The organism is Dyadobacter sp. SG02, from assembly GCF_900109045.1.
Classification (GTDB): domain Bacteria; phylum Bacteroidota; class Bacteroidia; order Cytophagales; family Spirosomataceae; genus Dyadobacter.
The window spans coordinates 475051-489200 of sequence record NZ_FNYL01000002.1 but is presented as its reverse complement, the minus strand read 5'-3'; the positions used below and the strand labels follow the sequence as shown (position 1 = coordinate 489200).

At 52.5% G+C, this 14150-nt stretch carries 13 protein-coding genes; 10 read left to right on the top strand and 3 right to left on the bottom strand.

Annotated features, from left to right (window positions below):
- Positions 1 to 75: 75 nt before the first annotated feature.
- Positions 76 to 615, bottom strand: a complete 540-nt coding sequence (locus tag BMW93_RS05685; protein ID WP_090374228.1) for a carboxymuconolactone decarboxylase family protein — start codon at positions 613 to 615, stop codon at positions 76 to 78.
- 37 nt (positions 616 to 652) lie between these two features.
- The gene (locus tag BMW93_RS05680) at positions 653 to 1486 is read right to left on the bottom strand and encodes an alpha/beta hydrolase (protein ID WP_090374227.1); all 834 of its coding nucleotides are present in this window, start codon (positions 1484 to 1486) and stop codon (positions 653 to 655) included.
- Positions 1487 to 1612: 126 nt separating this feature from the next.
- On the opposite strand from BMW93_RS05680, the gene BMW93_RS05675 reads away from it, so the two are divergent.
- The 8 genes from BMW93_RS05675 (at position 1613) to BMW93_RS05640 (ending at position 11993) form a co-directional block, all read left to right on the top strand.
- Entirely contained in the window at positions 1613 to 2212 is a 600-nt protein-coding gene (locus BMW93_RS05675; protein ID WP_090374226.1) for a Crp/Fnr family transcriptional regulator, read from the top strand.
- A gap of 43 nt (positions 2213 to 2255) precedes the next feature.
- Positions 2256 to 3134, top strand: coding sequence for an AraC family transcriptional regulator (locus BMW93_RS05670; protein WP_090374225.1), 879 nt, complete (start codon positions 2256 to 2258; stop codon positions 3132 to 3134).
- 70 nt (positions 3135 to 3204) lie between these two features.
- The gene (locus tag BMW93_RS05665; RefSeq protein ID WP_090374224.1) at positions 3205 to 4188 is read left to right on the top strand and encodes a type I glyceraldehyde-3-phosphate dehydrogenase; all 984 of its coding nucleotides are present in this window, start codon (positions 3205 to 3207) and stop codon (positions 4186 to 4188) included.
- 36 nt (positions 4189 to 4224) lie between these two features.
- Positions 4225 to 4836, top strand: a complete 612-nt coding sequence (locus tag BMW93_RS05660; RefSeq protein WP_090374223.1) for a pyridoxamine 5'-phosphate oxidase family protein — start codon at positions 4225 to 4227, stop codon at positions 4834 to 4836.
- An 85-nt stretch (positions 4837 to 4921) separates the two neighbouring features.
- The gene (locus BMW93_RS05655; protein ID WP_090374222.1) at positions 4922 to 5500 is read left to right on the top strand and encodes an RNA polymerase sigma factor; all 579 of its coding nucleotides are present in this window, start codon (positions 4922 to 4924) and stop codon (positions 5498 to 5500) included.
- Positions 5501 to 5661: 161 nt separating this feature from the next.
- The gene (locus BMW93_RS05650; protein WP_090374221.1) at positions 5662 to 6720 is read left to right on the top strand and encodes a FecR family protein; all 1059 of its coding nucleotides are present in this window, start codon (positions 5662 to 5664) and stop codon (positions 6718 to 6720) included.
- A 161-nt stretch (positions 6721 to 6881) separates the two neighbouring features.
- Positions 6882 to 10367: a TonB-dependent receptor gene (locus tag BMW93_RS05645; RefSeq protein ID WP_090374220.1), complete on the top strand. Its 3486-nt coding sequence runs from the start codon at positions 6882 to 6884 to the stop codon at positions 10365 to 10367.
- 30 nt (positions 10368 to 10397) lie between these two features.
- Positions 10398 to 11993, top strand: a complete 1596-nt coding sequence (locus BMW93_RS05640; RefSeq protein WP_090374219.1) for a RagB/SusD family nutrient uptake outer membrane protein — start codon at positions 10398 to 10400, stop codon at positions 11991 to 11993.
- A gap of 79 nt (positions 11994 to 12072) precedes the next feature.
- Here the strand turns inward: BMW93_RS05640 and BMW93_RS05635 are convergent, their stop codons facing one another.
- Positions 12073 to 12579, bottom strand: a complete 507-nt coding sequence (locus BMW93_RS05635; RefSeq protein ID WP_090374218.1) for a DUF1569 domain-containing protein — start codon at positions 12577 to 12579, stop codon at positions 12073 to 12075.
- 129 nt (positions 12580 to 12708) lie between these two features.
- Here BMW93_RS05635 and BMW93_RS05630 point away from each other — a divergent pair, with 129 nt between their 5' ends.
- A complete protein-coding gene (locus tag BMW93_RS05630; RefSeq protein ID WP_090374217.1) occupies positions 12709 to 13704 on the top strand; it encodes a GlxA family transcriptional regulator in 996 nt (331 codons plus the stop codon).
- 110 nt (positions 13705 to 13814) lie between these two features.
- Positions 13815 to 14051, top strand: a complete 237-nt coding sequence (locus BMW93_RS05625) for a hypothetical protein (protein ID WP_090374216.1) — start codon at positions 13815 to 13817, stop codon at positions 14049 to 14051.
- The last annotated feature ends 99 nt before the right edge of the window (positions 14052 to 14150 follow it).

Below are 14150 nucleotides of genomic sequence, written 5' to 3'. Positions count from 1 at the left end.
AAATTCTGACACAAAGGAACATGGGAACAGGAACTTCATTGCGTGACTTACATCACAATTCTACGGCTTCGTTTTTCATTCAATTTCCACCACTTTGGGAAAATCGACCGGGATTTTCGTCAACGCGTACACATAATTGGTGAACGTGCGCAAAGTCACCAGCGAAATAAGGTCCATCAGCCCGGCTTCGTCATAACCGGCTTCGAAAAACGCATCCCTGACCGCGTCGCTGACGTTCGCTTTGTTTTCCGCAATGGCTTTCGCGAGCTGAATGGCCGTATGCAATTTCGGATCGGCGGCATCGCCTTTGCGGAAACCGATGATTTCCTCGTCTGTAAAACCTCTCTTGCGCGCGAGTATCGTGTGTGCGGCAAGGCAGTAGTCGCATTGGTTTACCTGCGATACGACGAGGTAAATCGCCTCTCTTTCCTTCGCATTGAAGACCCCGTGGCCGAGCGCGTCTTCAAAGTTCATCATCGCTTTCAGGGAAGTCGGCGAATAGCCGATGGTCGCGTACAGATTGGGCACTCTGCCCAGCCGTTTCGAAAAACCATCAAAAATTTCCTGTGATTCAGGGCTTACCTGTTCGCGGGCAGGGACTGAAATAGTTTTCATTGCTTCAAAATATAAGTATTAAGTTGAAATGCGAAAGCTACCGGCTGGTGCTGTGCTTTGCTGCAAATATGGCAAAATCGGCAAGCACTTTTTGCGATGCGCCGGTATCGATATCCATAAAAGGCCAGACATGCTGCTCGCCCTCGAAAGTGATCAGTTCGGCTTCCACCCCGGCGGCCAGAAAGTTGCGGTGCAATTGGATGCTGTCGTCTTCCAATATCTCGGCCGTACCGCAAAGGATCAGCGCGGGCGGTAATCCGCTCAGGTCCGCATTCACGGGCGATACAAGGCCGTCCGCCCGGCCCCTGTTTCCTGCATATAAGCCAGCTGCCCATTGCAGGTATTCGCGGGTCAGGACCGTGTCGGCCAATTGGTTACGGGTATAGCTGTCATTGTTGCATTCGAGGTCTGTCCAGGGCGAAATCACCATGCTGTACCGCGGCATGGGGCGGCCGGCCGCTTTCAGGCCGAGCTGCGCGGCAACGGCCAGGTTACCGCCGGCACTGTCGCCGATGATCCCGAAAATGAGGTCGGGATGTTCTGTCAACAAGCCGGTAATGGCTGCAACGCAATCGTTTAGCCCTGCGGGAAAAGGATTTTCCGGCGCCAGTCGGTAGTCGATCATCAGTACATTCCGTTTCAGCGCCGAGGCAATGTGGCTCACCATCGGGGCATGCGACCGGAGCGAGCCATAAATAAACGCCCCGCCGTGGATAAATACCGCCACTTCGCCCGCGAGCGTCCCCGCAGGCCTCACCCACGTACACGCAACGCCGGCAATGGAAGTGGTTTCGAATTGAACATTTCCGGCGGCCGGATATTGGCTTCCCAGCATATCGAAGCCCGCGCGTCCTGCAAGTAATGTTTCCATAGTTTCGTTGATTGGCGACAAAATTCTGTGTCGGGCAGCGGAAAAAAAATTAAGTTATCTTAGTTTTTTCAACCGGTACATCGACGGAACTTTGTCCATTTGCACCCCCAAAAATGCCCACACAAGATGACCACGCCATTTGCCAGCATACTCGCGAACATAAAAAGATATACGTCATTCACGCCGCAGGAAGAGGAGGAATTTTGTGCACTGCTGAGCATCAGGAAGGTCAAACGGAAAGAATATCTCCTCCGCGAAGGCAACATCTGCGATTGTGAATACTATGTCAATTCCGGCTGTCTCAGGACCTATCACCTCGATCCGAAAGGTGTTGAGCATAACCTGTATTTCGCGATTGAAGACTGGTGGACGTCCGACCTGTACAGCCGCACCACCCGCGAGCCGACCCATTGCAATATCGTAGCCCTCGAAGATTCGGAAGTGGTGCAGATCACCCAGGACGACCTGGAAGCATTTGCATTGCGCGTGCCGGCCATCGAGCGTTTTTTCAGGATATCCTACCAGCAATCGTTGATCAACCAGCACCTCCGGAACCTGCGGATGCTTTACATGAACGGCCAGGAGCGCTACATCCATTTCCGCACCAACTTCCCCGAGCTCGCCAACCGCATCCCGCAAAAGCATATCGCGACATTCCTGGGCCTCACACCGGAGTTTTTCAACACCATTCATGCGAAGGTTTTGCGGTTGCCGGGCTTAAAGTGATAAATTGGGGCTGTAAAAGTTTTCCCTGAATATTCGCCAAGATATGCGCTTCGAAAATGACGATCATGAAAAGATAGGAATCCATGAACTGGACGCAGGGAACTATCAGGAAATCTATGACGTGCAGGCAACGGATATGACGTTCATATGGAACGTCGGGAAACGCATGGAGATCACCGTCGATAAAATCACCTACCAGCTCGCGCGAAATCAGATCATTTTCCTTACCGAGTTTCACCAGATCGACAGCGTCGAGCTGGAAGCCGCGAGAATGGTGCGGTTTAACCAGCCTTTCTATTGCATTGTAAACCACGACAACGAAGTAGGTAGCAAGGGATTTCTTTTCTTTGGCGCGTCGGGCGTGCCTATCGTGTCGGTCGACGAACACGCGCTGCGGGCATTCGAGGTTTCGTGGGAGATGTTTTGTACTGAAATGCTTTCTTCCGATATACTGCAACGGGATATGCTGCAATGTATCCTCAAAAGGATGCTCATTCTGTCGGCCCGCATTCTGCGGCGGTCTTCCAATTTCCACAAGCTCGAAACAAGTCAGAGCGACCTCGTCAGGGAATTTAACTACCTGGTAGAAAAGCATTTCGCCATGCACCATGATGTGGCGTTCTACGCTTCCAAGCTCAACAAATCGCCCAAAACGATTTCCAATCTCTTCTCGGTTTTTTCCAGCCGCGGACCCCAGAATATCATTCACGACCGCATTATGCTCCACGCGCGCCGCCAGATCGGCTATACCAGTTTGTCGATCAAGGAAATCGCCCATGAGCTGGGGTATGACGACATCCAGACGTTCAGCCGTTTTTTCAAAAACAAGGAAGGCATCTCGCCGGTCCAGTACCGGGAGAAAATCCTGCAAACCGCCGGTATAAAAGGAAAAATTGACAACAATTCAGGAATTGCTGCCTAGTATCGGTAACATGGAAAGATGCAACTTTGGGACATGAAATCATTAGGATTTCCTAACCAAAAATCGCATCATGAAAAGAATAGCAATCAATGGATTTGGCCGCATCGGGCGCGCCGCGCTTAAAGTAATTTTCGAAACCGACGACCTGGAACTGGTGGGTGTCAACGACCTGATGGATATCCAGAACGCCGCGTACCTGCTCAAATACGACAGCAACTACGGCAAATACGAAAAAGAGGTTAAAATCGAAGGGGATACGCTGCTGATCGGCGGCAAACCCGTGAAATACCATAGTATCAGGGAAATCGAAAATCTTCCGTGGAAGGCACTCAACGTCGACATCGTGATCGAGAGTACCGGGATTTTTACCAATCAGGCGGCAGCCGAAAGGCACATTACCGCCGGCGCGAAGTTTGTCGTGATCTCGGGCCCTACCAAAGATACGCCCACTGTCGTGCATGGCGTGAATACGGAGGACGGCAAAGTGGCGGTATTCTCCTGCGCGAGCTGTACCACCAACAATATCAGCCCTGTAATCGAAATTTTAGGCCGGAGACTCGGCATCAAAAAAGCGATTTTGAATACCGTTCACGCGTACACGGCATCGCAAACGATCGTGGACGCACCATCCAAGCGCGAACCGCGCATGGGCCGCGGCGCAGCGGTCAACCTGGCTCCCGCCGCTACCGGCGCTGCCGTTGCAACGACGAAGGCATTGCCGCAATATGCGGGCAAGTTTGACGGCGTCGCGATCAGGGTACCGGTGCCCGTGGGATCTATTTCCGACATCACTTTTATTGCCGAACACCCGACCACAGCCGAGGAAATCAACAATATCCTGATCGAGGAGGCTGCCACCGAGCGATATGCGAAAGTACTGGCCGTGACCGACGAACCGCTGGTATCAAGCGATATTGTCAAAAGCCCTTATGCGGCGACGGTCGACCTCGAAATGACGCGCGTCGTGGACGGCGACCTGGTGAAGGTAATGGCCTGGTACGACAACGAATGGGGTTTCACCAATCAGATGATCCGACAAATCCAGTCGATTTAAACTGGTAATTTTCAACCGGTATAAAATTCCACTGTTATGAACTATTCAGCGCTTGCGTTTTCGGACGGCATCAAGGCCATTCAGGAAAGAATGGGCAGCCGGAACGCCTATGAACGGGTGCAAAAGGCGAGCTTCACCGACGGGCTGACGATCGTCGAAACCCGTTTCATTTCGGACATGGACAGCTTTTACATGGCTTCTTTCGGCGAGAACGAATATCCTTACATCCAGCACCGGGGCGGTCCGAAAGGCTTCATCAAGGTGATCGACGCGCAAACGATCGGAATAGTTGATTTCAGTGGAAACCGGCAATATATTTCAGTTGGTAATATCACACATAATCCCAAAGTGTCGCTGATCCTCGTCTCCTACCCGCTCCGTGCGCGGTTGAAAATCTACGCGGAGGCGGAGATCGTGGCCATCAGCGATAACCCTGAGCTGTTCGAGTTGCTCAAACCGGAAGATTATCCGGTCAAGCCCGAACGGTTGCTGCTCTTCCATATCAAAGCCTACGATTGGAACTGTCCGAAACACATTACCCCGCGATACAGTCCGACGGACATCGAGCAGATCACCAATTTCCAGGATGTTTATATTCAAAGGCTGGAACGGGAGATCGAAATGCTGCGGGAAAAAGTGAAGGAGTAGCCAGGTAGCTATTGTAATAAATGTAAATATCAAACTAAAAAATATAACTTTGTCAAAAATGTAAACTTGACACCTCTTCACTGAAATGCCGTATAGCCAACAAGTTTCTGATCAGCAATTGCTGGAAGCTTTATGCGCCGGGCATGAGTGGGCCTTTACGGCCATTTACGACCAGTATTGGTATCCGATGTACAAGGCTGCATTCCACAAATTAGGCCAAAGGCACATTGCCGAAGAGATCGTGCAGGACATTTTCACCCGCCTCTGGAACGAGCGCCGGAACCTGCACACGACCACACTGAACTACTACCTTTTCTCCGCGGTCCGGTTCGAAGTCATCGACCACATCCGCAAAGCCGGGCCGAGAAGCCGGTACCTGGCCTATTATCAGGCATTTGCGAGCCGGCATGAGCATTATACGGAAGACGAGGTCGCCTATAATGAGCTGTTGCGTAACATTGACGAGAGCCTGAAACCCTTTCCTGAAAAAACACGTGAAATCTTCAAACTCAGCCGGATAGAGAGCTGGACCGTCGCGCAGATCGCCGAATTCATGAACCTGTCGGACAAAACGGTCGAATACCACCTCGGCAAAGCTTCCAAAGCAGTCCGCGAGTATCTGAACGAGACTTTGCTCCTGCTGCTCCTCAGTATTTTCTCCTAGCATTCCCCGTTGCATTATTACAGGAAGTTTAATCCAAATCCCTTCATTTTACATAAACTTTCCAAGTTATTTTAAAAACATTCAGGGATAACCCGTGATCAATACGGTTTAGAGGTTGAATCAGACAAAAAGACAAATCTGAGCCAGCCACCCCTGAACCTATGAGTTACGACGAAATCGAAAACCTGCTTCTGAAATACCGCGAGGGAAGATGTACGCCCGCGGAAAAGGACCGCATCCATGAATGGTACGACCAGGTCCAAAGTGGCGCGCCGCAAACCGAGCTTTCGGACACCGAAAAATCAATCCTGAAAGCCAGAATGTGGAACGCGATCCAGCAGGAAAGAAAATCCCCCGAAAAAACCAGAACATTTTTACCACGCCCGGTTATCCTGCGCATGTTTGCGTCGGTCGCCGCGGTACTGATCGTCTCCCTCTCCCTGTTTTACTTTTTTTCAGACAAACCCGCTTCGCATGCGGCCGTGGCCGGGAAGTTGCTCCTGGAAGCGAAGGGGGAAGGCCTGATCTCTACCGCTAACAATACCACCCGGCCCATGCGCATCAGGCTGGCCGATAGCAGTGAGGTCACCCTCGCGCCCGGTGCAGGACTCACCTATCCCCGCAAATTTTTAGCTGGAAAACGGGAAGTTCAACTCCAAGGCGACGCGTTTTTTAACATTACCAAAGACAGCCAGCGGCCGTTTTTCGTGTACAGCGGCAAGCTCGTGACACGCGTGCTCGGTACGAGTTTCTGGGTGAAAGAAGGAGGCGAAGCGCACCAGATGCAGGTGGAGGTGGTATGCGGGAAGGTGTCCGTATTTGAAAACGAAAGCATTGATACGCCGGAACCATCTTCCGGGGCCAGGCATCAGTTCAACAAAGGCGTGATCCTGACCCCGAACCAGCGTGTAACCTATTTCGAAGAAAGCGGGCATTTGATGACCAGCCTCGTCGACCAGCCGGTACTGCTCACCGCCCACGCCGCCCTGCCTCCCGCGATTTACAAGAACATGGCCATGCCGGAGATTTTCCAACGCCTGGAAGATGCCTACGGGGTGGACATCGTGGTATCGGGCGAAGCCGTGAATGAATGTACGTTCACCGGCGACCTTACCAACATGTCGCTGTTCGACCAGCTCGACCTGATTTGCCAGTCCAACGACGGCTCCTACCAGGTTCAGGGAACACGAATCCTGATTTCGGCGGCCGGCTGCAAGTAACTTTTGTTTAACCTAAATAAAACCTTATGCGATAAACCTGTCCAAAAGCCCAAAAAGAAACCGGCAGAAAGCTACCCTGCCGGTCAGTACTGTCCCGCCGCCGGGAATCCGCCAAGATGCGGCTGCGGGGTATTCATTAGTTATAAAAACCTGTCTAAACTATGAAAAAAAACCGATACCGAAAAAACCGGGCATCGCTCTGCTTGCTCATGAGAATTTCTTTGGCCCAGCTTATCTTTTCAATCGTTTTTTCCAGCCTCACCTACGCGGCGCACGTCAGCAAGGCGCAGGAGGTGCTGGAACGGAACGTAACGCTCCACGCCGACAAGGTGGAACTGTCGACGGTGCTCGACCAGTTGGAGCAAAAAGCGAACGTAAGGTTTGTGTACAGCAATAAGGCAATCCGCGCCGAGCGCCCGGTCGCGATCCATGTTGTTAATCAGAAACTGTCGGTGGCATTGCAAACATTGCTCGCCCCTCTCCAGATCACCTACCAGGTTACCCCGTCGGGACGTATCCTGCTCAAAGCCAGCAAGGAATTGCAAACCAAAAGTGCCGGGCAACTCACGATCCAAATGAGGGATATGCTCGCGCAGGTGCTGAAAGGCAAGGTGAGCGACGAAAACGGCGAAGGCCTCCCGGGCGTGAGCGTACGCCTGAAAGGCACCCAACTGGGTACATTGACCGACGCCTCGGGAAACTTCGAATTCGAGGTCAGTAATGTGGAAGCGGTGCTGGTTTTCAGTTTTGTAGGTTACAAAACGCAGGAAATCGCTGCGGGCGACAAGGCGGTGATCAATATATCGATGGTACCGGACGATAAGTCGCTGAACGAGGTGGTCGTGATCGGTTACGGCAGCTCGCGGAAGCAGGATGTGGTCGGATCTGTGGATATTGTTTCCTCCAAAGACGCCGGCGCCACCACCGCTACCAACCCATCGCAGCTGCTCATCGGGAAATCGGCGGGCGTGCAGGTATTGCAGTCGAACGGTACGCCGGGCTCCGACGCCCAGATCCTCATCCGCGGTACCGGCTCATTCACGGGCGTCGACCCCTTGTACGTGATCGACGGTATCCAGGGCAGCAAAACAATGTTCAACACGCTGGCGACACAGGATATCGAAAACATTACTATTCTGAAAGACGCCTCATCGACAGCCATTTACGGTTCCGCCGCGGCGAACGGCGTGGTGATCATCACTACCAAAAGAGGAAAATCAGGCGCGCCGCGCATTAATTTCAATACCCAATGGGGCGTTGCGAAGGCCTGGAAGACGCTCGATCTGCTGAATGCATCACAGTACATCGACCTGCTGAAAGATTTTGCGGCAACGACCAACTCGGCCTTGCCCGCGAAATTCAGTACTTCGGAGGTAACCACCGACCGCACCGACTGGCAGAAAGAGATTTTCAGATCGGGGCTCGTCTCTCAAAATGATTTGAATATCAGCGGCGGGGGCGAAAAAGTGGCTTATAATTTCTCTCTGGGTTATATCAAACAACAGGCCATTGTAAAGAACTTTGCCAACAGCAGGCTGAATGCACGCTTTGCATTGGACGAAACCCTGGGCCGCTTCCATCTGGGCCAGAGCCTGAATATCCGCTACACGAAAGACGACGGCCAACTGGCCAGCATTTCCGATGCGGTATATTATGCGCCCTACAAGCCCATTTACGACCCGACTATTCCCGGCGGCTATTCCAATACCACCAACGTAGACGATTTCAGCAATGGTAACAACCCGCTCGCGGCCATTAACCTGAACCACCCGATCAATACCGGCTTCGTGTTTTTCCCGCAGGTATTTGCCGAAGTGGATATCATTGCCGGTTTGCGGTTTCGTACGCAGCTTTCGGCCGAGATCGGCGGCGGCAAGAACCGGAGCTACCAATATGGCTACACGGCAGGTAACAACCTGACCAATCCGCAACAGGCTACATTAGGTTTCAGCAACTATTCCTTTTACACGCTGGAAAACTACTTTTCCTATAACAAGGTATTTGGCAAACACAGTGTTTCGGCCACGCTCGGTAACAGCTACCTCGATCCGGGCAATTCATCCGGCCTGAATGCGACCGGCACCAAAATTCCGAACGACGCCATTCAGAACATCAGCGTGGCGCAATCACAGGCCGTTACCGGTTCCAATTACGGCTATGCGCGCTCGTCGGTAATCTCCTATTTCGCACGTTTGGGCTACACTTTCGATAACAAGTACATTCTCACGGGAAGTTTCCGCCGCGACGGTGCTTCGAACTTCGGTGCCAACAACCGTTTCGGGAATTTCTACGGCTTCGGCGCCGCCTGGCGCTTTGTGGATGAGGAGTTTGTTAAAAACAACCTGAATTTCCTGAGCGACGGCAAGGTACGTTTCGGGTTGGGAAGAACGGGTAACAACACGATCCCGACCACCGGCGTGACCTCCGTACTGACTTACAGCGGTAGCCCCAATGGTAACCTGGTTTATTCGCTGGGTACCAATGAAGGATTCTCACCTGGTACCACCATTAATACGCTGTCCAACCCCAACATCCGCTGGGAATCGACCGACCAGACGGACATCGGCCTCGACCTCGGTTTCCTCAGCAACCGGCTGACCGTTGCCGTGGATTGGTATAACCGCAAAAGCTCCGGCTTGCTCGTGAGCGTACCGGTATCCGGAAGCACCGGGGCGTCGGCCAGTGGCGGGCAACCCAGCAAATATGCCAATGCAGCCAGCGCGCAAAATAAGGGCGTGGAGTTCTCGGTCGGCTACCGCGATCAGGCACGGGGTGGTTTCCAGTATAATGTAAACGCGAATTTGGCCTACAACAAAAACACCGTCAACTCCCTTGGAAGCGAGTTTGCCGCACCTATTCAGGCGGGGGCATTTAGTAATCTTCCTACATTTACCTACACGGCTGCGGGTTCGGCCATCGGGTCGTTCTTCGGTTATGAAGTATCCCATGTAGCGAAAGATCAGGCGGAAATCGATGCATTGAATGCGAAAGCAGCCGAGCAGGCAGGCGATGCCACTACCAAGTACCAGGCAGGTTTGCTCCCCGGTGACTTTATTTTCAAAGACCTCGACGGCGACGGCAAGGTAACCTCCACCGACCAGAAGATCCTGGGTAACCCAATTCCCAAAATCGTGTACGGTTTCAATGCTGGGGCCAGCTACAAAGGATTTGATCTGAATGTGGTGGTTTCGGGTGTTACGGGTCTGAAGATTTTGAATGCATTCAAATTCGTGACCGACAATGAATCGACGGGGCACAATGCTTCCACCGAAATCCTCAAAAGATGGCGCAAACCCGGCGATGTGGCCGAGCTCCCGCGTGCGGGCCAGAGCGCAACGGGCGACGGTAACCTTCGCCCCTCCGACTGGTGGCTCGAAAACGGTGCCTACCTCCGCGTGCGTAACCTGACGCTGGGCTATACCCTGCCCCAGGGCGTGATCGAAGGCATTGGCGGCGGCAAGGTATTCAAGAACATCCGGGTGTACGCGGCAGCGCAAAACCTGCTCACCTTCACCAAATACAAAGGTTATGACCCGGAGGTAAGCACCCAGAACGGCGGCAGCTACATCTTCTCGCGCGGTATCGACGACCGATTGCAGTTGCCGCAGCCGAGAACATTGCTTTGCGGCTTGCAGCTAGGGTTTTAATGGTTAGGAGAAAACTTATTTGAAGTGAACATGAAAAAGATCATATATTTTCTGACAGGAATCATTGCTGCTTTCCAGCTGGCCGGGTGCGACGAATCCAAACTGGAACTGGAAAGCCAGAGCGCCTACGATTACAACACCTACTTTACATCGTCCGAAGGGCTCAACCAGGCGGTGATCGCGACGTACGCCACATTGCTGCACAACGGGCTGTGGTCACGCGAGTACTACTTTATTTTTGACCTGCTCGGGTACGAAGCCAAGAAAACGACCAACCTGCAAGGCGACATGGCGCAATTGGCCGACTACTCTTTCGGTACCAGCCAGGCGCAGATCGGCCAGCTTTGGAACAGCCTGTACCGGTTGATCCTCCGGTCGAATGTGGTAATCGACCGGGCGGGCGTATGGAACCCGGCATCGGCCGCCGACCAGCAGGCAGCGAAGCAATACATTGCCGAAGCGCGGTTTCTGCGGTCGTATGCGTATTTCAACATTGTCAATTTGTGGGGTAAGGCACCGCTGATCACCGCTTACGACAGTACCGTAGCCAATAACTACCCTTCCCGGGCATCCGCGGAGGCAATCTGGGCGACCATTGAAAACGATTTGAAACTGGCGGCAGCGGATTTGCCGGTAACCTATGACGCCGCTACCGGCCTCGGCCGGGCTACCAGAGGCGCCGCGGTGGCATTGTTGGGCAAATCCTATTTGTACCAGAAAAAGTGGGCACAGGCGGAAACGACGCTGGCACAGCTGACGGCCGCGCCTTTCACGTATTCGCTCGACCCGTCGTACGAAAACCTTTTCAGTTCCACCAACCAGAGCAGTCCTGAAAACATTTTCCAGATCATGAACGCCAAATGGACCGACTGGGGCATTGGCAACCAGTACTACGTGTTCGGCGGGCAGGAAACATGGGGCGGTAAAGCGACGCATTCCGACCGTGCGCAGGAATATGGTTTCAAGGATTGGTTCAACGTTTACATATCGACGACGACCGTTAAATCATTCCAATACCCCAATCCCGCCACCAATGCCAATTACACGGACCCACGTGCGAAGTTCACCTTCTACGGCAGCAAGGAAAGCGGCGGCGATACCCAATATTGCCAGAAATGCACCGGCGGCCCGATCGACTTCCCATTCAAGGCGGATGATCCGCAGGGGTATTATGTCTGGAAAAAATACCAGTACTATAACGAAGTGGCGTCTTACGGCGGACCGGCAAGCTCCATTAACGGACAAGTGATCCGTTACGCCGACGTGCTCCTGATGCTCGCCGAAGCGCAAATCCAGCAAGGAAAAACCAGTAACGAAGCGCTGGCGCTGATCAACCAGGTGCGGAAACGCTCGGGCGCGGTAGCTTACACCGCATTAGGTGCGCAAGCCGACGCCATGAAAATCATCATGCGCGAGCGCCAGGTAGAGCTTTGCGGCGAGCAAAGCCGCTATTTCGACCTTATCCGCTGGGGCATCGCCAAGCAGACCATCAATGCGCAACGCGCCACCGAACCGGGCGATGGCAAACAGCCTTTCCAGGACAAAAACGTACTTTTCCCAATCCCGGATGTTGAAAAAAACTATAATCCGAACGTTTCGAAGGATATAGCGAACGGCTGGAACTAAGCCGGCACGATTGAAAAGAGGTTGTATCGCGTTTGATACAACCTCTTTTATTTCTCCCAAACACCATCAGCATCACGGATTATGGCGAAACCAGCCGGGAAGCCTGCCGCTGATCTACGACCGGGTGTGGATATACGGCGCCGAACTGCCGCAAATGGTGGTCGGAATGCTTGTAGGCAAATATCCCTATTTCCTCCCGCGTCATTTTGCCGAAAAAGTCGTGAATGAAATCCGGGTTTGAGAAGCTTTTGTACGCGTCGATCAACCCGATCCAGATTTTCTTCTGCATTTCCAGATCGCCATCCTGCTCTTTTACGATGAACGGGCTGCTCGTGGGAACATTCTTCTTAATGGGCCGGTCGTCTTTTACGAAAGTTTTCAGGGCCATCCTGCCAAAAATCCATCCTATAAGCTCCTGTTTGTATTTCGGCTTATGGACGCCTAGCACCCATTCATCCCAAATGGTGCAATGCTTTGTCATCTGGTATACATTCATTTTACCCCATTGCGCGGCATTGCTTTTATCGAGCGACTGAATTCTTCTGATCAACTCGTCCCGTGTAGCTTCATCGAAAATCGTTTTCATCGTTTGTTTGTCGTTTAGTTGATGATGTAAAATTACCCGGCACCACAAAGTCGGTCGGCGTGTAAAAATGACAATCAAAGGTGTATTTTGTGCCATCTTTTTGATAGCTTTAAACAAACCTGTCGAACCATGCGAACCAGACATATTTCCGTCATCGTATATGAGGACGTTCTTTTGACGGCCCTGTCCAGCACGGTCGCATTGCTGACCGGCGCGAGGGATGCGGTCGTCGGCAGCGGCAAAGCGGCCCCGTTCGAGGTTGAACTCGTGGGCGTGCACCTGCATGAGGTACAGCTCAACCACCCGGTTCAGTTTCAATGCGGGAAAACCTTGTCCGACGATTTTGACACGGACGTGATCGTCGTGCCGCCGATGAACACGGAAGGTGCGGACATGGATCAGCTGCTATCCAAATACGCGAAACTAACCGACTGGCTTGCAGAAAAATACCGGCACAAAGCACAGATTATCAGCCTCTGTACCGGCGCCTATTTCGTTGCGGAATGCGGGCTGCTGAACGGTATGCCGGCTACTTCGCATTGGGGTGCGATCGACGACATGCGCAAAAGGTACCCGCTCGTCAATTTCAGGCCCGAAAGGGTCGTGACGCAATCGGAGGCTATCATTACCGGCGGCGGGGGCTTTTCGGCATTGAGTGCGGTGTTGTATTTTATCGAAAAAACCTGCGGAAAAGACACCGCCATTACGCTGAGCAAGTATTACGCCCTCGATTACGGACGGACTTCCCAAAGTATCTTCACCATATTCTCCGGCCACCGGGGCCATCAGGACGAGGACATTCACCGCGCACAAACCTATATCGAAAGCGAGTTCAAGGCCGACATTTCCGTAGATCAGATTGCGGGGGAAGTCAACATGAGCAAGCGGAACTTTATCCGCCGCTTCAAAAGCGCCACTTCCCTGAACCCGATCGAATACATCCAGCGGATCAAGGTCGAAGCAGCCAAGAAATCCCTGGAAGCAGGTGAGTCAAATATTGCCTATGTTACTTACGACGTGGGTTATAATGATCTGAAAACGTTCAGGACGATATTCAAACGGATTACCGGGTTGACGCCCATTGAATACCGGAACCGGTACAATACGGAGACGTTGTTGCGTTAAGATGTAACCGCCATGCAACGAAATACCAGTCATCCACGGTCTATTGAGCTGCCGGCGCGTCAGGACACCGCGCCGGCCTTTTTTAACGCTCAACCTACCATCGGATCATCATGTTAAACAAATTAAGAACCAAAGCCCTGAAAAGCCTGAAACTGCTTTTCCCCGTGTTTGCCTGCATTGTTTCGATCTTCCAGTTGGCCTGCGACACGGACCGCAACGTACCCGCAAATCCGCAAAGTATCATTGCCGGATCGGATTCAAGTCCGGTTATTTCAAAAGTTATACCCCGGCAAAAAGCTGTAAAAAACGCCCTTCATCATACCGACACCCTGGCAATCAAGCCATAATACCTCACGCACGCCTGCCCGAAAGAGAAATTAATTCACCCTACCACTTGTATCGTACGATTTAAATCGTACCTTTGAAGGGTACTTAATTTCCCAGCC